Source organism: Mesorhizobium sp. NFR06, assembly GCF_900115245.1.
Lineage (GTDB): Bacteria > Pseudomonadota > Alphaproteobacteria > Rhizobiales > Rhizobiaceae > Mesorhizobium.
This window is the reverse complement of sequence record NZ_FOVT01000001.1, coordinates 749011-770982: the sequence shown is the minus strand read 5'-3', so window position 1 is coordinate 770982 and position 21972 is coordinate 749011. Positions and strand designations below refer to the sequence as shown.

Annotated in this window: 17 protein-coding genes; 9 read left to right on the top strand and 8 right to left on the bottom strand. The window is 63.6% G+C overall.

Annotation, left to right across the window (positions count from 1 at the left end):
* Positions 1–5 precede the first annotated feature (5 nt).
* The gene (gene cyoB / locus F3H96_RS03620) at positions 6–2003 is read right to left on the bottom strand and encodes a cytochrome o ubiquinol oxidase subunit I (RefSeq protein ID WP_149790543.1); all 1998 of its coding nucleotides are present in this window, start codon (positions 2001–2003) and stop codon (positions 6–8) included.
* Between the two features lie 10 nt (positions 2004–2013).
* A complete protein-coding gene (gene cyoA / locus F3H96_RS03615) occupies positions 2014–3195 on the bottom strand; it encodes a ubiquinol oxidase subunit II (protein ID WP_149790542.1) in 1182 nt (393 codons plus the stop codon).
* A gap of 190 nt (positions 3196–3385) precedes the next feature.
* Between cyoA and F3H96_RS03610 the strand changes: the two genes are divergently transcribed.
* The gene (locus F3H96_RS03610) at positions 3386–4696 is read left to right on the top strand and encodes an MFS transporter (RefSeq protein WP_149790541.1); all 1311 of its coding nucleotides are present in this window, start codon (positions 3386–3388) and stop codon (positions 4694–4696) included.
* A gap of 147 nt (positions 4697–4843) precedes the next feature.
* Here F3H96_RS03610 and F3H96_RS03605 read toward each other — a convergent pair whose 3' ends face one another.
* Complete coding sequence (locus F3H96_RS03605; protein WP_149790540.1) at positions 4844–5863, bottom strand: NAD-dependent epimerase; 1020 nt, start codon at positions 5861–5863, stop codon at positions 4844–4846.
* A gap of 385 nt (positions 5864–6248) precedes the next feature.
* Between F3H96_RS03605 and F3H96_RS03600 the strand changes: the two genes are divergently transcribed.
* The 3 genes from F3H96_RS03600 (at position 6249) to F3H96_RS03590 (ending at position 8135) form a co-directional block, all read left to right on the top strand.
* Positions 6249–6689 (top strand): hypothetical protein, encoded by a 441-nt coding sequence (locus F3H96_RS03600; RefSeq protein WP_149790539.1) that lies wholly within the window; start codon positions 6249–6251, stop codon positions 6687–6689.
* A 118-nt stretch (positions 6690–6807) separates the two neighbouring features.
* Positions 6808–7290: a hypothetical protein gene (locus F3H96_RS03595; protein ID WP_188131267.1), complete on the top strand. Its 483-nt coding sequence runs from the start codon at positions 6808–6810 to the stop codon at positions 7288–7290.
* Positions 7291–7391: 101 nt separating this feature from the next.
* Positions 7392–8135 carry a pseudouridine synthase gene (locus tag F3H96_RS03590; protein WP_244619883.1) on the top strand — a complete coding sequence of 248 codons (744 nt, stop codon included), beginning with the start codon at positions 7392–7394 and terminating at the stop codon, positions 8133–8135.
* 250 nt (positions 8136–8385) lie between these two features.
* Here F3H96_RS03590 and F3H96_RS03585 read toward each other — a convergent pair whose 3' ends face one another.
* Positions 8386–8967, bottom strand: a complete 582-nt coding sequence (locus F3H96_RS03585) for a histidine phosphatase family protein (RefSeq protein ID WP_149790537.1) — start codon at positions 8965–8967, stop codon at positions 8386–8388.
* 175 nt (positions 8968–9142) lie between these two features.
* Positions 9143–10477, bottom strand: coding sequence for a dicarboxylate/amino acid:cation symporter (locus tag F3H96_RS03580; RefSeq protein WP_149790536.1), 1335 nt, complete (start codon positions 10475–10477; stop codon positions 9143–9145).
* 237 nt (positions 10478–10714) lie between these two features.
* On the opposite strand from F3H96_RS03580, the gene F3H96_RS03575 reads away from it, so the two are divergent.
* The 3 genes from F3H96_RS03575 to F3H96_RS03565 all read left to right on the top strand — a co-directional run bounded on the left by F3H96_RS03575 (position 10715) and on the right by F3H96_RS03565 (position 14439).
* A complete protein-coding gene (locus F3H96_RS03575; protein ID WP_149790535.1) occupies positions 10715–12580 on the top strand; it encodes an ATP-binding protein in 1866 nt (621 codons plus the stop codon).
* Positions 12577–13932: a sigma-54 dependent transcriptional regulator gene (locus F3H96_RS03570; protein ID WP_149790534.1), complete on the top strand. Its 1356-nt coding sequence runs from the start codon at positions 12577–12579 to the stop codon at positions 13930–13932. The genes F3H96_RS03575 and F3H96_RS03570 overlap by 4 nt, the downstream gene beginning before the upstream one ends.
* A 159-nt stretch (positions 13933–14091) precedes the next feature.
* On the top strand, positions 14092–14439 hold the full coding sequence (locus tag F3H96_RS03565; protein ID WP_244619882.1) for a hypothetical protein: 348 nt from the start codon (positions 14092–14094) through the stop codon (positions 14437–14439).
* A 106-nt stretch (positions 14440–14545) separates the two neighbouring features.
* On the opposite strand, the gene ggt is transcribed toward F3H96_RS03565, so the two are convergent.
* The 3 genes from ggt to F3H96_RS03550 form a co-directional block, all read right to left on the bottom strand.
* On the bottom strand, positions 14546–16285 hold the full coding sequence (gene ggt / locus F3H96_RS03560; RefSeq protein ID WP_149790533.1) for a gamma-glutamyltransferase: 1740 nt from the start codon (positions 16283–16285) through the stop codon (positions 14546–14548).
* 87 nt (positions 16286–16372) lie between these two features.
* Entirely contained in the window at positions 16373–17707 is a 1335-nt protein-coding gene (rhaI, locus tag F3H96_RS03555) for an L-rhamnose catabolism isomerase (RefSeq protein ID WP_149790532.1), read from the bottom strand.
* A gap of 98 nt (positions 17708–17805) precedes the next feature.
* Entirely contained in the window at positions 17806–19908 is a 2103-nt protein-coding gene (locus tag F3H96_RS03550) for a bifunctional rhamnulose-1-phosphate aldolase/short-chain dehydrogenase (RefSeq protein WP_149790531.1), read from the bottom strand.
* 188 nt (positions 19909–20096) lie between these two features.
* Between F3H96_RS03550 and F3H96_RS03545 the strand changes: the two genes are divergently transcribed.
* Positions 20097–20906, top strand: a complete 810-nt coding sequence (locus F3H96_RS03545) for a DeoR/GlpR family DNA-binding transcription regulator (RefSeq protein WP_149790530.1) — start codon at positions 20097–20099, stop codon at positions 20904–20906.
* A 56-nt stretch (positions 20907–20962) separates the two neighbouring features.
* Positions 20963–21958, top strand: coding sequence for a rhamnose ABC transporter substrate-binding protein (gene rhaS, locus F3H96_RS03540; protein ID WP_149790529.1), 996 nt, complete (start codon positions 20963–20965; stop codon positions 21956–21958).
* Positions 21959–21972 lie beyond the last annotated feature (14 nt).

Below are 21972 nucleotides of genomic sequence, written 5' to 3'. Positions count from 1 at the left end.
AAACCCTAGCCCTGGGCGGCGAGGAGCGTCGTCCTCGCCTCTTCCGTTTGCGCGACCTCGGCAGCCGGGATGTCGAAGTCGCGGTGATAGTTGAAGGTATGGCCGATCGCGGTAGCGATGAGGCAGACGAAGCTCAACGCCGCCAGCCACCAGATGTACCAGATCAGGCCGAAGCCGAGCGCGACGCTGAAGGCGGCGAGGATCACCCCGGTGCCGGTGTTGCGCGGCATGTGGATCGGCTTGAAGCCGGAGAGCGGGCGCCGGTAGCCCGCCTTCTTCATAGCCCACCAGGCGTCGTTGTCGCGGATGATGGGGGTGAAGGCGAAGTTGTAGGCCGGCGGCGGCGAGGAGGTCGACCATTCGAGCGTGCGGCCATGCCAGGGATCGCCGGTGAGATCGGCCAGCTCAGCACGCTTGCGGATCGAGACGAAGATCTGCACCAGAAAGGCGGCGATGCCGCAAGCGATCAGCACCGCGCCGAAGGCGGCGATCACGAACCAGATCTGCAGCGACGGGTCGTCGAAGACGCGCATGCGGCGCGTCACGCCCATCAGGCCGAGGATGTAGAGCGGCATGAAGGCGAACCAGAAGCCGACCACCCAGCACCAGAACGAGACCTTGCCCCAGAACGGATCGAGCTTGAAGCCGAAGGCCTTGGGCCACCAGTAGGCGATGCCGGCGAACAGGCCGAAGAGCACGCCGCCGATGATGACGTTGTGGAAATGCGCGATCAGGAACAGGCTGTTGTGCAACACGAAGTCGGCCGGCGGCACGGCAAGCAGCACGCCGGTCATCCCGCCGACGACGAAGGTGAGCATGAAGGCCACCGTCCACATCATCGGAAGTTCGAAGCGGATGCGGCCGCGATACATGGTGAAAAGCCAGTTGAAGATCTTCGCCCCGGTCGGGATCGAGATGATCATCGTGGTGATGCCGAAGAAAGAATTGACGCTGGCTCCGGAGCCCATGGTGAAGAAGTGGTGCAGCCAGACCAGATAGGACAGGATGGTGATAACCACCGTGGCGTAGACCATCGAGGTGTAGCCGAACAGGCGCTTGCCGGAGAAGGTCGAGGTGACCTCGGAAAAGACGCCGAACAGCGGCAGGATGAGGATGTAGACCTCCGGGTGACCCCATATCCAGATGAGGTTCACATACATCATCGGGTTGCCGCCGAAGTCGTTGGTGAAGAAGTTGGTGCCGACATAGCGGTCGAGCGCGAGCAGCGTGAGCACCGCCGTCAGCACCGGAAACGAGGCCACGATCAGCACGTTGGTGCAGAGCGAAGTCCAGGTGAAGATAGGCATGCGCATCATCGTCATGCCAGGCGCGCGCATCTTGATGATGGTGCAGATCAGATTGATGCCGGACAGCGTCGTGCCGACGCCGGCAACCTGCAGCGCCCATATGTAATAATCGACGCCGACGTCGGGACTGTAATTGATGCCTGAGAGCGGCGGGTAGGCCAGCCAGCCGGTGCGGGCGAATTCGCCGACGAACAGCGAGGCCATGACCAGGATGGCGCCGCCAACCGTCATCCAGAAGCTGAAATTGTTGAGGAAGGGGAAGGAGACGTCGCGCGCGCCGATCTGCAGCGGCATGACGAAGTTCATCAACCCGGTGACAAAAGGCATCGCCACGAAGAAGATCATGATCACGCCATGGGCGGTGAAGATCTGGTCGTAGTGATGGGCGTTGAGATAGCCTTCGGAGCCGTTGAAGGCGATGGCCTGCTGCAGGCGCATCATGATGGCGTCGGAAAAGCCGCGCAGCAGCATGACGAGGCCGAGCGCCATATACATGATGCCGATCTTCTTGTGGTCGACGCTGGTGAACCACTCGCGCCACAAATAGCCCCAAAGCTTGAAATAGGTGATGGCGCCGAGCACCGCCAGGCCGCCGAGCGCCACCACGATGAAGGTGCCGACCACGATCGGCTCATGCAGCGGCAGCGACTCCAGAGTGAGGCGGCCGAAGATGAATTTGGTCAGCGTCTCAGGCATCCGCCATCCCTCACAATTCGAAGCGCAGCAGGCCGAGCGACGGCGTCTCGGCGTCGGCGCGGCGGCTGCCTGTCCCAGGGCCGAGCAGCCCCGCCCCGCGCAGCGGGGAAAGATCGCGCACCGGCCAATATTTCACGTCGGCATCGCTGGCTGCGCGCGAGGCGGCGGCCGCCTCTTCCGCCGTGCAGATGCTGGCGACGTAGGACGGGTCGTTACCGAACACCGCGCCGCGGCGGGCGAGCTTGTCATATTGCAACGGCAAGGTGTTGCGCACGCCGGCCAGCCCAAGTCCGCCCCTGGCGTCGATCGACATCATCTCGTTCATGCACATCTTGCCGCGCTCGACGCACAGGTTGAGGATGGCGCCGTAGAGATCGGGATCGACGGAGGCATAATGGCGGACCGGCTCGTTCTCGCTCGGACGTTCGAGCTCGAGATAATTGTCGCGGCTAAGCGTGTCCCGCGCGCTTCTGCTTTGCGCCACCCACTCAGCGAAGGCCTGGTCGGAGAGGCCGTGGAAGGCAAAGCGCATGCCGGAGAAGCCGGCACCGCTGTAATTGGCCGAGAAGCCGGTATAGGTGCCCGGACGGTTGATGACGGCGTGCAGCTTCGTCTCCATGCCCGGCATGGCGTAGATCTGCCCGGCAAGGGCGGGAATGTAGAAGGAGTTCATCACCGTGGACGAGGTGATGCGGAAGTCGATCGGCTGGTTGACCGGCGCCGCCAGTTCGTTGACGGAGGCGATGCCGTAGTCCGGATAGATGAAGAGCCATTTCCAGTCGAGCGCGACGACCTCGACCCGGAGCGGCTTGTGGTTCTGCGTGACCAACTGTCCTGGCTCGATCCGATCGATGCGCCGGTAAGGGTCAAGCAGATGCGTGCCGAGCCAGGTGAGCGCGCCAAGGCAGATGACGATGAGCAGGGGCGCCGCCCAGATCACCAGTTCCAGCTTGGTCGAATGGTCCCAGTCGGGTGTGTAGGCCGCCTTGGCGTTGGATTGCCGGTAGCGCCAGGCAAAGAACACGGTCAGTGCCATGACCGGCACGATGATGAGCAGCATCAGCATGGTCGAAACGACGAGCAGGTCGCGCTGCTGCGCCGCTACGTCGCCCGCCGGCGCCAGCACGACGAAGTCGCAGCCGCTCAGCAGCACGGCCAGGGGAAACAGAAGCAAGGCTCCGGATCGTTGCATCAAACGCTGCCCTCGATGACCCGCCGCAACAGGGTCTTCATGTTGCAATGCGGTATCGATCAACGGCTACCGCTGGCGACGAAGGGACAACATTGGACAATTTGTCCAATGCCCAGCCGCCGCGGCTTTGGCGAAAGTGTGCGGCGCACAATGCGATGACCCGCACCGAGCTTCATGGCGACGGACAAAAATGGCTGAGACGACTGCCGAAACTGACAGCAAGCTGATCGGGTCGCATCACGGCCAGGTCAGCGCCGGCGATATCGCCGTCGGCGTGATCATCGGCCGGACGTCGGAGTTCTTCGACTTCTTCGTCTATGCGATCGCTTCCGTGATCGTGTTCCCCAAGCTTGTGTTTCCAATACATGATCCGCTGATCGGAACGCTTTATTCCTTCGCCATATTCGCGCTGGCCTTCATCGCGCGCCCCTTCGGCACCGTGCTGTTCATGGCGGCCGACCGCGCCTATGGCCGTGGCGCCAAGCTAACGATAGCGCTCTTCCTGCTCGGCACCTCGACTGTCGCCATGGCGTTCCTTCCCTCGTATGAGGATGTCGGTGCGGTTGCCGCCTGGCTGCTGGCGCTGACCCGCATCGGACAGGGCCTGGCGCTCGGCGGGACATGGGACGGGTTGCCCTCCCTGCTGGCGCTGAATGCGCCGCAGAACCGGCGCGGCATCTATGCGATGATCCCGCAGCTCGGCGCGCCGATCGGGCTCATCGTGGCAAGCTCGCTGTTCGCCTTCTTCGTCGCCAACCTGTCGGCCGACGACTTCTTCGCCTGGGGCTGGCGCTATCCTTTCTTCGTTGCGTTCGCGATCAACGTCGTGGCGCTTTTTGCCAGACTGCGCATCGTCGTCACGCCCGAATTCTCGAAACTCTACGAGAGCGGCGACCTGCAGCCGACGCGCATCAGGGAGATGATCCGGACGGAAGGCCGCAACGTCGTCGTCGGCGCCTTCGCGCCGCTGGCCAGCTTCGCCCTGTTCCATATGGTGACGGTGTTTCCACTGTCGTGGGTGTTCCTGTTCACCAATGAGGGACCGGAGCGTTTCCTGGTGATCGAGGCGGTGAGCGCGCTGTTCGGCATTGCGGCAATCGTCGCATCGGGTCCGCTGGCCGATCGTGTCGGACGCCGCAACCTGCTCGGCGGCTCGGCCATCACCATCGCCATCTTCAGCGGCTTTGCCCCGCAGCTTCTCAACGGCGGCGCCATCGGCGAGACGGTGTTCATGGTGCTGGGCTTCATCCTGCTGGGCCTGAGCTTCGGACAGTCCTCGGGCATCGTCGCATCGAGCTTTTCGCGTCACCACCGCTACACCGGCTCCGCCGTCACCTCCGATCTCGCCTGGATGTTCGGCGCCGGTTTCGCGCCGCTCGCGGCGCTGCTGATGGCCGGCAGTTTCGGCCTCATCGCCGCCGGCGCCTATCTGCTTTCGGGCGCCGTTTGCACGTTGATCGCGCTCTGGATCGACAGGCAGGCCACCACCACCGGCCGCTAGCGCAATTCCAGGAAAAGTATGAAACGGTTTTCCGTCAGGAATTGCGTTAAAACAAAGAGATAGAGCGTTTCGCCGTTTCCGTGAAACGGTGAAAAGCCCTAATGTACGCTGCGGCCGCGAGCAAACCCCCGCCGCCCAGGCGGCCTATCAGACGCGATAGAAGTCCCGATACCATTCCACGAAACGCGGGACGCCGATCTCGATCGGAATCGTGGGCTTGAAGCCGGTCACCGCCTCGAGCGAGGTCACGTCGGCGAAGGTCGCCAGCACGTCGCCAGGCTGAAGCGGCATCATGTTGCGGATTGCCTTCCGCCCCAGCGCCTCTTCCAGCAGGTCGATCAGCCGGCCCAGCTGAACGGGCGAACTGTCGCCGATGTTGTGGATCCTGAACGGCGCCTTGCTTGTCGCTGGATCCGGCTCGGCACTCTTCCAATCGGGATTGGGCGTCGCGGGATGCCGCATGACGCGCACCACTCCCTCGACGACGTCGTCGATGTAAGTGAAATCGCGCTGCATGTTGCCGTGATTGAAAACGTCGATCGGCTGACCGGCGAGGATGGCCTTGGTGAAGATGAACAACGCCATGTCGGGCCGTCCCCACGGACCGTAGACGGTGAAGAAACGCAGGCCCGTCGTCGGCAGCCCGAACAGATGGCTGTAAGTGTGGGCCATCAGCTCGTTTGCCTTCTTGCTGGCGGCATAGAGACTGAGGGGATGGTCGGCGGAATCGTGCACCGAGAACGGCATGCGCGTGCTGCCGCCATAGATCGAGCTCGACGATGCATAGACGAGATGGCCGACCGAGGCGTGCCGGCATCCTTCCAGGATATTGAGGAAGCCGCTCAGATTGCTTTCCGCATAGGCATGTGGGTTGATCAGCGAATAGCGGACGCCCGCCTGCGCGGCGAGATTGACGACGACCTCCGGCGCGACAGACGCAAAGAGCGCCGAGATGCGGTCGCGGTCGATGAGATCGACATGCTCGAAACGAAAGTTCGGGAACCCTTTCAGCCGTTCGAGCCGCGCCTGCTTCAGGGCGATGTCGTAATACTCGTTCATGGAATCGAGGCCGACAACCTGCCGGCCCTCGGCAAGCAGCCTGTGGCAGAGGTGAAAACCTATGAAGCCGGCTGCGCCGGTGATCAGAATCGGCTTGCTCGACGTCAATGCATGCCCCTAACGTTGTAGCCAGACCATCCACCGGCCGATTGCTCGCCGACAGCCCGCGGACCAACACGGCGCAGCCCTATCATGGCTACAGGTTCGGGCACATCTGGATTTCCTCAGGCCGGTCGAAATTCGCTTTCTATGGCAGGCCGGCGACGAATTCAACCATAGGATGCCGTTTGCCGTCGCGACGCAACCTCCCCCGAACTCCACGAATTTCCGACAGCATGCTCGATCTCAAGCCGGCGCTTATATATGGGCCTGGCCTGGGGTCGACCCCGTTCTGGCGGAATGAGATTGCGCGCATTGGCTTGATTGGGGATTTTCATTTCTTGGTGATACCTCTTCGTTGGGGCAAACTGCTACCGGGCTGTCAGGAGGAGAAATGAGAGCACGCGCGGCGACGGTCGGAGACTTGGAAGATGTGTTCCGCGGCCTGTCCAAGCGAATGTCGGAGGAATATGTGGCGGCCGGCAAGGACAGCAAAAGCGCCTATGACAATCTGATGATGAACCTGAAGGAAGGCCGGGCGCATGCGCTCGTCGAAGGCGACAGGACGATGGCGATCATCGCCTGGCATGAGCACGGGGACGCCGCAGATACGCTGTTTGCCGCGCAAGAGGATTTCTTCAACGCCGCGACGGTCCGCTTCTGCAAACGGCACATCCGCCATGTCCAGGCCCTTGCCGGCAACCTTCCCATCCATTCGCGCAGCTGGCTGGACAGGCCCGACGTCAGGAAATGGTTCCGCGTGATCGGCTATATAGACCGGGGGCGGGAGAACGGCGCCACGCTTTTCGAGTTGCCGCCGGCCGCCAACGGTTGACCGGCCGCCTTCCCCGCATACCGGAGTGGCTTGCGCGAAAAGCCGATTGGAAAGATTGTACGCGCAGGGCAGCCGGGCAACCCGGCACGCCGGATCTGTATGGCTGCAGGAAATCGAGATGCTGCGCGTCTGCCTGGCCCTTGTCGTCATCGCTGCCCTGACGCGGGCATCGGAGGCGGACATCCATGTCTCCCATCTTCTCGACCGCTCCGCCCTGGCGACGGCATATTCGGGCCAATCCGACCTTATCACCGCATACACGACCGGCATGGCGCGCTATCGCCTGCTCCTCGCCGGAGTTACCGGCACCGCCGACCTCGCCGCTCCTCTCGAACCCCTTGCCCTGCGGCCTGAATTCCAGCAACGGACATGGCGCTCGGCGGACGGCAGCCTGCTGCAGGGCTTCGCCGGCAAGGGCGGCTTTCGGCTGACCACAGGTAACTGCGTGGCCCGCATCTGCGTCGCCAGCGAGTGCAGCGAAGCCGGCTGGCCGCTCTATGCCTGCAGCGACGGGCGCAAGCGCAAGATGTCGGTCAAGAGCTTCGTGACGGCAACTTTCGATGGCGTCTCCTACCGGCGATTGAGCGCGCCGAGGGAGTGATATTGGACGACCGCGGCTGCAGCGGATAAGAGGTCGCTGCAAAGCCAACTTGCGCCGGCACGGCGGCGCAAGTCGCGCGGCAATCGTTCGAGAGCAGTATCGTGGCACGCCAACCCGTCCGACGATCCGCAACCCCAAAGGTCAGCCTCGCCCGAGCGCTCTCCAAGCTCGGGTTCTGTTCGCGCACACAGGCCGAGCGCCTGGTCGCCGAGGGGCGCGTTCAGGTAAACGGCAAGACGGTGCGCGATGCCTTGCTGCGCATCGATCCCGACCAGGACCGCTTCACCGTCGACGGCGAGCGTGTCGTTGCCGAGCGCAAGGTCTATCTGATGCTCAACAAGCCGCGCGGGCTGGTTACCACCCGGGACGACCCCGAAGGCCGCGGCACGGTCTATGACTGCCTGGAAGGGCTCGACCTGCCGTTCGTGTCGCCAGTCGGCCGGCTCGACAAGGCGAGCGAAGGTCTGCTCCTGATGACCAACGACACAAGCTGGGCCAACGCGCTACTCGATCCAGCCTCGCATGTCGCCAAGACCTATCATGTGCAGATCGCCTCCGCGCCCGACGGGGCGATGCTGGAGCGCATTCGCCAAGGGGCTGTCGTCGATGGAGAATTGCTGACCGCAAGCTTGATCACGCTGCTGCGCAGCGGCGGCCGCACTGCCTGGCTGGAGATCGTGCTCGACGAGGGACGCAACCGGCAGATCCGCAGGCTGCTCGGCGCTTTCGACATCGAGGTGCTGAGACTGGTGCGGGTAGCGATCGGTGGTTTGCAGCTCGGCGAGCTTGCCAAAGGCAAGGCGAGGCATTTGATGGCGGAGGAACTGGCGATGCTTGTTGCCTAATGGCTGCGCCCCGAACTTCGTCATCCACGGGCGAAGCGCACGCGTAGACCGAGGATCGATTCCGTGACCCGCGCAAGGGGTAGAGACGGTGCAAGACAGGCGGTCGTTCTGGACCGCCGCAACGCTCATCGGTAACCGAATGGAATCTAGGGTCTGCGCCGCGTCGCTTCGCTCCCGCTCTGCCCTAGAATGACGAGGCTGAGGGGTTTCGTCCAATCTCCAAAGGTACCTGGGCTGGTATCAAGCCGGACTATTTCTGGTTCCAGCGGCGGATGACCGGCTCGGTCAGGTCATGCTCGTAGCCGAGGACGCTGAGGCTGGCGGTATCGAGCACGAAATGCTCTCCGTCTTCCGGCGGCAGGCCGACCCAGCGCGACGCGAAGACACGCAGGAAATGCGAGCTGGAGAAGATGAGCACATTGCCGGCAACCGCGCGAAGCCCGGCGATGACGGCATCGGCCCGGGCGCCGACATCGGCCGCCGTCTCGCCGTCCGGGCAACCGTCGCGAAACAATTGCCAGCCTGGGCGCTTCGACAGGATCTCCTTGGTCGTCACGCCCTCATAGGCGCCGTAATCCCATTCCTGCAGGTCGGGCTTCCTGACCGCGCGCTCGGCGAAGCCGGCGAGCCGGCAAGTGTCGAAGGCGCGCTGCGACGGGCTCGACCAGACCGACCGGAAAGTCAGGCCCTTCAAACGATCGGCGACGCCGCGGGCCGCCTCTTCGCCCTTGGCGGTCAGCGGAATGTCGGTGCGGCCGGTGTGCCTGCCCGACGCGCTCCATTCCGTCTCGCCATGGCGAACGACGTAGATTTCGGGAAACGCGCTGCTCATGGACCGCCCCTCGCAACTGGTGCACCGGCGGTAAAGCCGGCCGGCGCCACCCTATGCGGCGGCCACCAAAAAGAACAGGCCGCGGCGATTGCCGCGACCTGTTCGGCATCGGGAGGATGCCTCTGTTGCCTGCGCCATTGCGAAGGGAACCGTTTGTTGGAATAGCGTCGCTCGTTCAGGCCGGTTGCAGGCCGCCCGACAGCGCGAGGTCAGCCTCTTCGGGCAACTGGCCGGCCATGGCGGCGGCGAACTTGGTCTGGTCGAGCTCGCCCTCCCAGCGCGCCACGACGATGGTCGCCACGGCATTGCCGACGAAGTTGGTGAGCGCGCGGCATTCCGACATGAAGCGGTCGACGCCGAGGATCAGCGCCATGCCGGCGACGGGTACCGAAGGCACCACCGACAGCGTGGCCGCAAGCGTGATGAAGCCGGCGCCGGTGATGCCGGCGGCACCTTTGGAGCTCAGCATGGCGACGAGCAGAAGCAGGATCTGGTCGCCGAAGGTGAGCGGCGTGTCGGTCGCCTGGGCGATGAACAACGCCGCCAGCGTCATGTAGATATTGGTGCCGTCGAGGTTGAAGGAATAGCCGGTCGGGATGACCAGGCCGACCACCGAGCGGTTGCAGCCGGCGCGTTCCATCTTGGCCATCAGGCCGGGAAGTGCCGCTTCCGATGACGAGGTGCCGAGCACCAGCAGCAGCTCTTCCTTGATGTAGCGGATCAGCGCCAGGATCGAGAAGCCGTTGTACCATGCGACAGCGCCGAGAACGACGAGCACGAAGAGCAGCGACGTCAGATAGAAGGTGCCGATCAGCATGGCGAGGTTGGCAATCGCGCCGATGCCGTATTTGCCGACGGTGAAGGCCATGGCGCCGAACGCGCCGATGGGCGCCGCCTTCATCAGGATGGCGACGAGACGGAAGATCGGCGCGGTGAGCGCCTGCAGGAAATCGACCACCGGGCGGCCGCGCTCGCCGACGAGAGCCAGCGCCACGCCGAACAGCACCGAGAAGAACAGCACCTGCAGGATGTCGCCCTGGGCGAAGGCGCCGATGATGGTGTCGGGGATGATGTTCATCAGGAAGCCGACAATGGTCGTGTCATGCGCCTTCTCGGTGAAGGTCGCTACCTTCGAGGGGTCCAGGGTCGCGGCATTGATGTGCATGCCGGCGCCAGGCTGGACGACGTTCGAAACGACGAGGCCGACGATCAGCGCCAGCGTCGAGAAGACAAGGAAGTAGATCATCGCCTTGCCGGCGACACGGCCGACCTTGTGCAGGTCGGAAACGCCGGCGATGCCGGTTGCCACCGTCAGGAAGATCACCGGCGCGATCACCATCTTGACCAGCTTGATGAAGGCATCGCCAAGCGGCTTCAGCGAGGCGCCTAAATCGGGATAGAAATGTCCCAACAGGATGCCGGCGGCGATCGCCACCAGGACCTGCACATAGAGATGCCGGTAAAAGGGAACCTTGCCGCGCGGTTCGGCGGCAGCGATTGCTGTCTGCATAATGTCCTCCGTTCGGCCCCCGATCGAGACGCTCGACCTCCCAGGGGGCAGTTGACTTCCACAGCCTCGCGGCTGCTGCAGATGCATTTGCAACACGCGTGCCAGATTACGTCCGGCGGCTCGCCTCATTGATTTTGCTATCTTTTTCCGGGTCGCAACGCGCGCTATTGAGCGCATTGGTGCGACTATCCGCATAGGCCGAATTGTGCTTTGTGCGAAATCATGCACAAATGCGCCATGCTGCAACGCCCGGCTGCTGCCCTCTCCTCGACGCCCGAACTGCTGACCGGGCGTGCGCGGCGCGCCTGGCTGCTGTTCGCGGCTGTGGCCCTGGCAATCATCGCGGCGGCGCTTTACGGCGCCGGGCTCTACGGCCGCTCGATCGAGATCCAGGCGCTGGCGGCGCAGGGCCGCACCGACGCTAATCTCAAGGTCGCGCTGCTGCGCGCGGTGCTCGAAAATCCGCGCGCGCTGCCGCTGCTCTTGTCCGCGGACCAGCAGGTGCATGACGCGCTGACGCAGCGCAGCCCCGCTTCGATCGACGTCCTCAACCGCAAGCTCGAAGGGCTGGTGTCGGGCACCAAGGCCTCGGTGCTCTATGTCACCGGCACCGACGGCTTGGCGATAGCCTCCAGCAATTGGCGCGAGCCGGTGAGCTTCGTCGGCAACGACTATGGTTTTCGGGCCTATTTCTCGGGCGCGATGGGCTCCGGCACGGCCGAATATTTCGCGCTCGGCAATGTCAGCAAACGTCCGGGCCTCTACATTTCGCGCCGCGTCGACGGCGTTTCGGGACCGCTCGGCGTCGTCGTGGTCAAGATGGAGTTCGACCAGCTCGAGGCCGACTGGCACGAGGCGAACCGCCCCGCCTATGTCAGCGATGAGCATGGCGTGGTGCTGGTCACCAGCGTGCCTTCCTGGCGCTTCCTGACCACGGCGCCGCTTAGCCAGCCGGTTCTGGCGGAAATCCGCGCCACTCAGCAGTTCGGCGAGGCGCCGCTGGTGCCCCTGCCGATCACGAGGCAGCAGGCATTGAGCGCCGACGTCGCGCTTGTGCATGCGATTACGCCGGGCAGTGGCGGGGCGGAATATCTAAGGCTGTCGACCGCGGTGCCGTCGACAGCCTGGCGGCTCGATTATCTCGTTCCGGCCGAAGCACCGATCGCCGCCGCGCAACGCGAAATGCGGCTCCTGACGCTCGGCGTGGTCGTTCCGTTGATCGCTTTGGCAGCCTATCTGCTGTGGCGCAGGCAATCGGGTCAAATGCGGATCGCCGCCGAACAGGCAGCTCGCGCCGAGCTCGAGCGCCGCGTCGTCGAGCGCACGCAGGATCTGAGCCTGGCGCGCGACCGGCTGCAGGCCGAGATCGCCGACCATCGCAGCACCGAGGCTAGGCTGCAGGTCATGCAGCAGGAGCTGGTGCAGGCCAACCGGCTGGCGACGCTTGGCCAGGTCGCCGCCGGCGTCGCGCATGAGATCAACCAGCCGGTGGCGACGATCCGCGCCTATGCCGACAATGCGCGGGTCTTTCTGGAGCGCAAGCAGAGCGCGCCGGCGGAGGAGAATCTTGGCGCCATCGCCGCGCTGACCGAGCGCATCGGCTCCATCACCGAAGAGCTGAAAGCCTTCGCCCGCAAGGGCCGCACGGCGGCCGAGCCGGTCGAGTTGCGCAGCGTCATCGAGGGCGCCGTCGTGCTGCTCAGGAGCCGCTTCGCCGGCCGGCTGGATGCCTTGGCAATCACGCTGCCGCCGCCGGCGCTCAAAGTAATGGGCAACCGGCTGCGGCTGGAACAGGTGCTGATCAACCTTTTTCAGAACGCGCTCGAGGCGCTCGAGGGCCGCGCCGATGCGCGGGTCGAGGTGTCGGCTGCAGAAACCGCCGAGGACGTGGCGCTGATCGTTTCCGACAACGGCCCGGGTATCCCGCCCGCGATCCTGAAATCCCTGTTCACGCCTTTCAACACCTCGAAGGAAAAAGGCTTGGGACTCGGCCTCGTCATCTCCAAGGACATCGTCGCCGATTATGGCGGCCGCATCGAGGTGGCGAGCAGCGGCCTGGGTTCGCGTTTCACCATCCATCTGTCGAAAGCGGGTGCTCCATGACGAAGGACGATCCCGCACCGGTGATGCTGATCGATGACGACGGCGATCTGTTGAAGGCGACGAAGCAGACGCTGGAACTCGCCGGCTTCGACGTGCTGGCCTTCTCGGTGGCGAGGGAAGCGCTGGCGGCGCTCGACAGGAATTTTGGCGGCGTGGTGGTTTCGGACATCCGCATGCCGGAGATCGACGGGCTGCAGCTTTTCGACCGCGTGCTGCGGCTCGATGCCGACATTCCGGTCATCCTCGTCACCGGCCATGGTGACATCGCGATGGCGGTCAAGGCGATCAAGGACGGCGCCTACGACTTCATCACCAAGCCTTTCGCCGCCGACAGGCTGGCGCAAAGTGTTGTCCGTGCCGCCGAAAAACGCCGGCTGGTGATGGAAAACCGCGCCTTGCGCGAAGCGGCCGAGCAGGCGCAGGAAGGGCTGCCGCTGATCGGCCAGACGCCGGCCATGGAGCGGCTGCGCCGCACGCTGAGGCAGATCGCCGACACCGACGTCGACGTGTTGGTGACCGGCGAGACCGGCTCGGGCAAGGAGGTGGTGGCCGGCCTGCTGCACCGCTGGAGCCGTCGCGCCAAGGGCAATTTCGTCGCGCTCAACTGCGGCACGCTGCCCGAGACGGTTATCGAAAGCGAGCTGTTCGGCCATGAGGCAGGCGCCTTCACCGGCGCGCAGAAGAAGCGCGTCGGCCGCATCGAGCATTCCAGCGGCGGCACGCTGTTCCTCGACGAGATCGAAAGCATGCCGGCCTCGACGCAGGTGCAGATGCTGCGCGTGCTCGAGATGCGCGAGGTGACGCCGCTCGGCACCAATGAGGTCCGGCCAGTCGATCTGCGCGTCGTCGCCGCTGCTAAGGTCGATCTCGGCGACGCAAGCCAGCGCGGCAATTTCCGCGAGGACCTCTATTACCGGCTCAATGTGGTCACGCTTTCGATCCCGCCGTTGCGCGAAAGGCGCGACGACGTGCCGCTGCTGTTCGGCTATTTCGCCGAGCGCGCCGCCGCCCGCTTCCGGCGCGCGGTGCCGGCCACGTCCGCCGTGGTCCAGCGGCATCTGCGGGACCATGACTGGCCGGGCAATGTGCGCGAGCTCGCCCATTTCGCCGAACGCTTCGTGCTTGGGCTGGAGGACACTGCCGAAGCGTCTTCCCCGGCGGCAGTTGTCAGCAATGCCGCCATGCCGTTGCCGGAACGGCTCGATCGCTACGAGGCCGAGATCATCCGCGAGACACTTGGTCGCAATAAGGGCGACGTCCGGCGCACGATCGAAGCGCTCGGCATTCCGCGCAAGACCTTCTACGATAAGCTGCAGCGGCACGGCATCGTGCGCAGCGATTTTTCCAGATAGATCAAGGCCGTGGAACTATGGCGGACCTTCAGCCGTTTAGCCCTGCCGGTAAACCGTGGCAGGTCGGCACCAGCCGGGCGGCGAACGCATCGCCGCAAGGCCGTTGCCGGGTTGCGCTCGGCAGGCGTTGATGGTTTGTTGCCGCTCAGCGGAGAACGAATGATGCGCGAATCCCTCGGTCAAGACGAATACGGCTCGGCCAGTCCTTTCGATCCGGACGACCTGCCCAATCTCAATGCGATCGGGCCGGCGATGGGCGGCGGCAATGATTTCGAGAAATACGCGGTCGCCGTCATCATCGTCTTCGGCGCGCTGATCATCGGCGGCCTGATGGCCGCCTCCATGTCTTTCGGCCACCGCAACGGTTTCCTGTTCGCGCTCGGCGGCGCCACTTCGGCCTGGATTTCCGGCAATGCGCTGCTGCTCGACCGACCGCGCATCTATGCGCTGTTCGTCGCCATCGCCGCAGTGATGTTGATCGCCTCGACCATCACGCTGGTTGTCTAGAGCGGTTCACCGTTTCACGGCAACGGCGAGCCGCCCTATCTCTTTGTTTTTACGCAATTCCGGGTGGAAAACCGTTTCACGTTTTTCCTGGAATTGCTCTACTCGATCAGTATCCGAGGGCCTCGCCGGCCGCCGCGCGGCTGTCGATGGCGCCGCTATAGCGTGCGCCGCCCCCCTTTTCGATTTCGCCAAGGCTCTTGCCGCCAACCAGGATGCCGGCCGCCTGCCCCCAGGTTTCGTCACTCAAGTCGAGATGATAACCCATGCCGGCAAGCAGCTTCTGCGTGTCCGGCGACAGCGCGAACGGCTCGACATAGACCGTATCCGGAAGCCATTGATGATGAATGCGCGGCGCGTCAATCGCCTGCTGGATGTCCATGCCGTGGTCGATGACATTGACGATCGCCTCCAGCGTGATGGTGATGATACGCGGGCCGCCCGGACTTCCGATAACCATGAACGGCTTGCCGTCCCTGGTCACGATCGTGGGGCTCATCGAGGATAATGGTGTCTTCCTGGGCTGGATGGCGTTGGCCTCGCCCTGAACCAGCCCATAGAGGTTCGGCACGCCGGGCTTCTGGGTGAAATCGTCCATCTCGTTGTTGAGCAGGATGCCGGTGCCCTCGGCCACGACGCCGGCGCCGAAGGAGCCATTCAGCGTATAGGTGACCGCCACCGCGTTGCCGTCATTGTCGATGATCGAATAGTGGGTAGTTTCCTCCGACTCGTCAAAACCCTTCGGCATCAGATCTTTCGACACGCCGGCGCGGAACGGGTCGATCTTGTCGCGGATGTCCTTGGCATAGGCTTTGTCGAGCAGTTTCGAGACCGGATTGTCGATGAAATCCGGATCGCCGAGCGCCGAATTGCGGTCGACATAAGCGTGGCGCATGGCTTCGACCATGACATGGATCGTCTCGGCCGAGCCGGCGCCGAGATAGGACAGCGGATAGCCTTCGAGCACGTTGAGAATCTCGCAGATGATGACGCCGCCTGAGCTCGGCGGCGGCGACGAGATAATCTCGTAGCCACGATAGGAGCAGGTCACCGGCTTCAGCTCGCGCACCGCATATTGCTCGAAATCGCCCTTGGTGAGGATGCCGCCTTTCGCGCCGCTTGCCTTGACGATGGCATCGGCGATAGCGCCCTTGTAGAAAGCGTCCGGACCTTTCTCGGAAATTGCCGAGAGCGAGGCGGCGAGGTCCGGCTGAACGAGCTTCTCGCCAATGCCGTAAGGCTTGCCGTCCTTTTTCAGGAAGATGGCGGCGGCGGCCGGATCCTTCGCCAGCCGGTCGGCGCTGCCCGCGAAGGAGGCGGCATCGCCCTGATTGAGGACAAAGCCATCCTTGGCGTAGGCAATCGCCGGCGCGATCAAGTCCTGGCGCGAGAGCGTGCCGTATTTCGCGCGCGCCAGCTCGAAGCCGGCGACCGAGCCCGGCACGCCGACGGCGAGGTAGCCGTCGAGACTGGCGCCTTTCACCGGATTACCGTCCTTATCGAGATACATGGTCTTGGTGGCGGCCAACGGCGCGCGCTCGCGGAAATCGATGAAGGTCGTGCGGCCGTCCTTCATGCGCACCGTCATGAAACCGCCGCCGCCGATATTGCCAGCATTGGGATAGACCACGGCCAGCGCATAGCCGACGGCAGCCGCGGCATCGACCGCGTTGCCGCCCTTCTTCAGCACCTCGACGCCGACCTCGGTGGCGAGATGCTGAGCGGTCACCACCATGCCGTGCTCGCCCTTGGCCGGCGCCGGCGAAGCGGCAAAAGCAGCCACGGATGGCGTGAAGGAAATTGCAAGCGAAAGGGTGACGCCAATCAGCGTCCGACGGGTCAAGGGCATGGCGGTGCTCCTGGCGTTGGGTTCGCCCAGGAAAGACCCTCGAAGCGGGTTAGTCCAATAACAATTGAATTATCAAGCGGCTCCGCCTCAAACGATGCCGCCACCGCCACTGGCGACCGCCGGTCGCTCCGCCGCGACCTTCGCCCGATAACCGGCAGCGCGGTAGACGGCGACAGGATCGATGGCGCCGCCGGTCCGCAGCCGCGCCATCGCCAGGATCGGCTCGACGTCGGTGCGATAGGCCGCCTTCAGCGTCTGCGTCGCCATCAGCGCGTCATTGGCTTCCTGGAAACCTTCGAGCGCCTTGCGATCGACCAGTAGCGCCTGCGCATAGGCGCGCTGCACCTCGACGGCCGACAGCATCAGGCTTTCGATCGGATCGGTGACGTTGTGGCTCTGGTCGAGCATATGCGCGGGATGCAAGCCCCTGGCGCCGGACAGCTCGGCATCGACCAGTTCGTTGAAGACGAGGAACAGCCGATAGGGATCGATCGAGCCGGCATCGAGATCATCGTCGCCATATTTGGAATCGTTGAAATGGAAGCCGCCGAGCTTGCCGAACTGGATCAGCCGCGACACGATCATCTCGATGTTGACGTTGGGCGCGTGATGGCCGAGGTCGACGAGGCAGAAAGCCTTGTCGCCGAGTTCCTTGGCGATGATGTAGTTGGTGCCCCAGTCCTGCACGACCGTCGAGTAGAAGGCCGGCTCGTACATCTTGTGCTCGGTGAACAGTCGCCAGTCGCCCGGCAGGCCGGCATAGATCTCTTTCATGGCGTCGAGATAACGCTCGAAGGCTTTTGCGAAATTGACCTGGCCGGGGAAGTTCGAACCATCGCCGATCCACACCGTCAGCGCCTTCGAGCCGAGCGTCCTGCCGATCTCGATGCATTCGAGATTGTGCTCGACCGCCTGCCGGCGCGTGCCGGCATCGGCATGCGACAGCGAGCCGAACTTGTAGGAGCGTTCCTGGTCCTTGGCGTCGGAGAAAGTATTGGAGTTCATAGCGTCGAAGCCGAGGCCGAAGCGGGACGCCGCCTGCTTCAGCCGGTTCGGATCGGCCTTGTCCCACGGTATGTGCAGCGAAACAGTCGGCGTCGCCTGCGTCAGTTGGCTGATGACGGCGCAGTCCTCGATCTTGTCGAAAATGTCGCGCGGCTCGCCGGGACCGGGAAAGCGGGCAAAACGCGTGCCGCCGGTGCCGACGCCCCAGGACGGGATCGCCACGCCGAATTTTTCCACCTTGTCGCGGATCGCGTCGATGGCGATGCCGCGGCGGTCGAGGCGTTCGCCGAGCGAGGCGTAGTCGCGCTCGAGGTCGGCCTTGCGCGCGGTGTTGTGGCTGGCGACGAGGTCAGCGGAAATGATGGTTTCGGACACTGGTATTCCTCCCAAGAATGCGTTCGGCGGTCTGCCCCTCATCCGCCTGCCGGCTTTCGTCTTTCGAAAAGCCAAGCAATTGGCTTTCCGTCCGCTACGCGGACCACTCCTCAACTCCCCGTTGACGGGGAGAAGGAAGCTTAGCGCGTAAAGCTTTGCGCGTTGCCGGCGTCGACGTTGACGATGTTGCCGGTCGACTTGGCCGACATGTCGGAGGCGAAGAAGTAGATCGCCTCGGCAATGTCCTCGGGGAACACCGAACGCTTCAGCATCGAGCGCGAGCGGTAATGCTCTTCCAGATCGTCGGTCGACATCTTGTAGGCGGCGGCGCGCTGTTCCTTCCACTCGCCGGTCCAGATCTTGGAGCCGCGCAGCACGGCGTCCGGATTGACCACGTTGACCCTGATCTGCGCTTCCGCGCCCTCCAGCGCCAGGCAGCGGGCAAGATGGATTTCGGCAGCCTTGGCCGTGCAATAGGCAGAGGCATTCGGCGAAGCGGCGAGGCCGTTCTTGGAAGCGACGAAGACGACGTTGCCGCCGATCTTCTGCGCGCGAAACAGCCGGAAAGCCTCGCGCGAAACCAGGAAATAGCCGGTGGACAGGATATCCATGTTCTTGCTCCACAACGCCAGCGTCGTGTCCTCGATCGGCGCCGAGGACGCCAGGCCGGCATTGGAGACCAGGATGTCGATGCCGCCGAATTCGACCGACGTTTCGGCAAAGCCGGAGACCACCTGGTCCTCCGAGGTGACGTCGATCCGCACCGGTCGGACGAAGTCCTTTCCGAAGGCCTTCGACAGCTCCTCATTGGCGCTGGCCAGCGCCGCCTCGTCGATGTCGGCCAGCACCACGCAGGCGCCTTCGCGCAGCAAGCGGTTGGCGGTGGCGCGGCCGATGCCGCCGGCGCCGCCGGTAACCAGCGCGATTTGGCCGGCCAGCGCCTTCGGCTTCGGCAGACGCTGGAGCTTAGCTTCCTCCAACAGCCAATACTCGATGTCGAAGGCCTCCTGCGCCGGCAGGCCGACATAGGAGGACACCGTCGAGGCGCCGCGCATGACATTGATGGCGTTGACGTAGAACTCGCCGGAGATGCGGGCGGTCGCCTTGTCGCCGGCGAAGGTGAACATGCCGACGCCGGGCATCAAGTAGACCACGGCATTGGGGTCGCGGATGGCGGGCGAATCCGGGTGCTTGCAGCTGTCGTAATAAGCCTGGTAGCCGACGCGATAAGCAAAAATGTCGTCGGCTAGGCGCGCGATGACGGCGTCGACATCGGGCTTTGCCGGGTCGAACTCGATCACCAGCGGCCGGATCTTGGTTCGCAGGAAATGGTCGGGGCAGGACGTGCCCAGTGCCGCCAGCGGGCGGAGGTCCTTCGAATTGACGAATTCGAGCACCGCCGGCTGGTCATCGAAATGGCCGAGCTTGTGACTCTTCTCGGAGATCAGGCCGCGGATCCTCGGCATCAGCTTGGCGGCGATGGCACGGCGCGTCGGCGCGTCGAGCGCCTTCACCACCTCGCCGCCGAAGATCGCCTTGCCCTCAGACTTACGCTCGAACCAGTCGATCGCTTGATTGATCACCGAGATCGTAGTCTCGTAGCATTCCTTCGGCGTGTCGCCCCAGGTGAACAGCCCATGGCTTTCGAGCACGACGCCCTTGGCGTCGGGGTTTTCCAGGCAGAATTTCTCCAACCACATGCCAAGCTCGAAGCCCGGCCGCTTCCACGGCAACCAGCCGATGGCATCGCCAAAGATCTCCTCGGTTATTGCCTTCGAATCCTTGGCGGCTGCGACCGCGATGATGGCGTCGGGATGCATGTGGTCGACGCAAGCCTTCGGCACGAAGGCGTGGAGCGGAGTGTCGATCGAGGCCGCGCGAGGATTGAGGTTGAAGGTGCAGTGGGGCAGATAGCCCACCATCTCGTCTTCGTGCTCGAGCCCGCGATAGAGGCCCTTCAGCGCGCGCAGCTTGTCCATATAGAGGGTGGCGAAACCATCCAGCTTGATCGAGGCGCTGTCGCCGCCCGAGCCTTTGACCCACAACACCTCGACATCCTCGCCGGTCAGCGGGTCCTTTTGCCAGACCTTGGACGAGGTGTTGCCGCCGCCATAGTTGGTGACGCGCTTGTCGGATCCCAGAGTGTTCGAGCGATAGACCAGAAGCTCGGGACCGCTCATTCCTTCGGCTTTTGCATCGTCCCACAGATTGGCGAGGCGCGAGCCGGAGCGCTTGTCGAGCATAGGTATCCTCCCTTGGAGCGCGAACCTTGCGTTCCTCATTTGTCGTGCGGAATGTCTACGCAAGCGGCTTGCTTGTCAATCACAAACGATCAATATCGATCATATTGCACTGCACAATGAAATTATATGATCGGAAATGATTGACACTGCGCGTTTTCTGGGGCCTGATGCTCAGGCAGGGAGGAACCATGCACGAAAAAGAACGCCACAGGATCATTCTGTCCGCCGTCCAGGAAAAGCCTGTGGTGACGGTGCAGGAGATGGTCGAGCTGACCGATTCCTCCGAGGCGACGATCCGGCGCGACATCGCGGCGCTGCATGTGCAAAAACGCTTGCGCCGGGTGCGTGGCGGCGCCGAGGCGATCTCGCCGCCGCAGTTCATCGGCCTTGCCGGCCGGCCCTTCTCGGTCAACGAGACGCTGAACGCCGCGCAGAAGCGGGCGATCGCCCGCGAGGCGGTGAACCTTTGCATGGACGGCGAGCCGATCATTATCAATGGCGGCACCACCACCTTCCAGATGGTGCATTTCCTGACCGGGCGCCGCATGCCGATCTTCACCAATTCCTTCCCGATCGCCGAGCATCTGCTCAAGCACTCGAAGAACACGGTGATGCTGTCGGGCGGCACGATCTATCGCGAGCAGAACATCATCCTGTCGCCCTTCGACAATGACGTGACGCGCAACTTCTACGCGCGCCGCATGTTCATGGGCGCGCAAGGCCTGGGGCCGCTCGGGCTGATGGAGGGCGATCCGCTGCTGATCCAGGCCGAGCAGAAGCTGATCGACCAGGCCGACGAACTGGTGGTGCTGGTCGATTCCTCGAAATTCCGCAAGCGCTCCAGCCTGATCCTGTGCGGGCTGTCGCGCATCGCAACCGTGATCACCGACGACGGCATCGAGGACCGCGAGGCCAAGATGCTCGAAACAGGGGGCGTGGCGCTGATCGTCGCCCGCAAACAGTCAAGCGACAAGGAAGAATCTTCACTGCAGGCCTGAGGAAAAACTCACGCCCGCAGCGGCGATGGAATGCAACGCTCAAGGGAGGATATTCGATGAGCTTTTTGAAGAAACTGCTGGTTACGGCGGCCTTTTCCGCCGCCATGTTCGTGAATGCCGCCTATGCCGAGAACGTCAAGATCGCGCTGGTGGTGAAGTCGCTCGGCAACGGCTTCTTCGACGCCGCCAACAAGGGCGCCGAGGAAGCGGCCAAGGAACTGGGCGATGTCGACGTCATCTATACCGGCCCGACCAAGGCTACCGCCGAAGCGCAGATCGAGGTGATCAATTCGCTGATCGCGCAGAAGGTCAATGCGATAGCCGTTTCGGCCAATGACGCCGACGCGCTGGTGCCGGTGCTGAAGAAAGCCATGGAGCGCGGCATCACCGTCATCTCGTGGGACTCCGGCGTCGCCAAGGAAGGCCGCCAGCTTCACCTCAACCCGTCCGATACCGGCCTGATCGGCGAGACCATCATCAAGCTCGCCGCCGACTACCTGCCGGAAGGCGGCGAGGTCGCGATCCTCTCGGCCTCCTCGACCGCGACCAACCAGAACGCCTGGATCGAAGCGGCCAAGAAGGTGCTGCCGGAAAAGTTCCCGAAGATCAAGCTGGTCGCAACCGTCTATGGCGATGACGACTCGGCCAAGAGCACCGACGAAGCCAAGGGCCTGTTGAAGTCCTACCCGAACCTCAAGGCTATCATCGCGCCGACCACCGTCGGCGTCGTCGCTGCGGCGCAGGTCGTCACCGACGAGAACCTGATCGGCAAGGTCAATGTCACCGGCCTCGCGCTGCCGTCGGAGTTCAAGAAGTTCATCGACAACGGCGCCAGCCAGGCGGTCGCGCTGTGGAACCCGATCGACCTCGGCTACTCGGCGATCTACCTCGCCCACGACCTGGCGGTGAAGAAGGAAGAGGCGAAGCCCGGTGCTACGCTCTCGATCGGACGCGTCGGCAAGGTGACGCTCGACGACACCAACTCGGCCGCGATGGCTCCGCCCTTCCAGTTCGACAAGACCAACATCGAGAAGTTCTCCAAGATCTACTGATCCTGGTCGACTTC

Coding starts and splice junctions, on each gene's coding strand:
- cyoB (WP_149790543.1), bottom strand. CDS start 2,003: ATGCCTGAGACGCTGACCAAATTCATCTTCGGCCGCCTCACTCTGGAG.
- cyoA (WP_149790542.1), bottom strand. CDS start 3,195: ATGCAACGATCCGGAGCCTTGCTTCTGTTTCCCCTGGCCGTGCTGCTG.
- F3H96_RS03610 (WP_149790541.1), top strand. CDS start 3,386: ATGGCTGAGACGACTGCCGAAACTGACAGCAAGCTGATCGGGTCGCAT.
- F3H96_RS03600 (WP_149790539.1), top strand. CDS start 6,249: ATGAGAGCACGCGCGGCGACGGTCGGAGACTTGGAAGATGTGTTCCGC.
- F3H96_RS03595 (WP_188131267.1), top strand. CDS start 6,808: ATGCTGCGCGTCTGCCTGGCCCTTGTCGTCATCGCTGCCCTGACGCGG.
- F3H96_RS03585 (WP_149790537.1), bottom strand. CDS start 8,967: ATGAGCAGCGCGTTTCCCGAAATCTACGTCGTTCGCCATGGCGAGACG.
- F3H96_RS03580 (WP_149790536.1), bottom strand. CDS start 10,477: ATGCAGACAGCAATCGCTGCCGCCGAACCGCGCGGCAAGGTTCCCTTT.
- F3H96_RS03575 (WP_149790535.1), top strand. CDS start 10,715: ATGCTGCAACGCCCGGCTGCTGCCCTCTCCTCGACGCCCGAACTGCTG.
- F3H96_RS03570 (WP_149790534.1), top strand. CDS start 12,577: ATGACGAAGGACGATCCCGCACCGGTGATGCTGATCGATGACGACGGC.
- F3H96_RS03565 (WP_244619882.1), top strand. CDS start 14,092: ATGATGCGCGAATCCCTCGGTCAAGACGAATACGGCTCGGCCAGTCCT.
- ggt (WP_149790533.1), bottom strand. CDS start 16,285: ATGCCCTTGACCCGTCGGACGCTGATTGGCGTCACCCTTTCGCTTGCA.
- rhaI (WP_149790532.1), bottom strand. CDS start 17,707: ATGAGGGGCAGACCGCCGAACGCATTCTTGGGAGGAATACCAGTGTCC.
- F3H96_RS03550 (WP_149790531.1), bottom strand. CDS start 19,908: ATGCTCGACAAGCGCTCCGGCTCGCGCCTCGCCAATCTGTGGGACGAT.
- F3H96_RS03545 (WP_149790530.1), top strand. CDS start 20,097: ATGCACGAAAAAGAACGCCACAGGATCATTCTGTCCGCCGTCCAGGAA.
- rhaS (WP_149790529.1), top strand. CDS start 20,963: ATGAGCTTTTTGAAGAAACTGCTGGTTACGGCGGCCTTTTCCGCCGCC.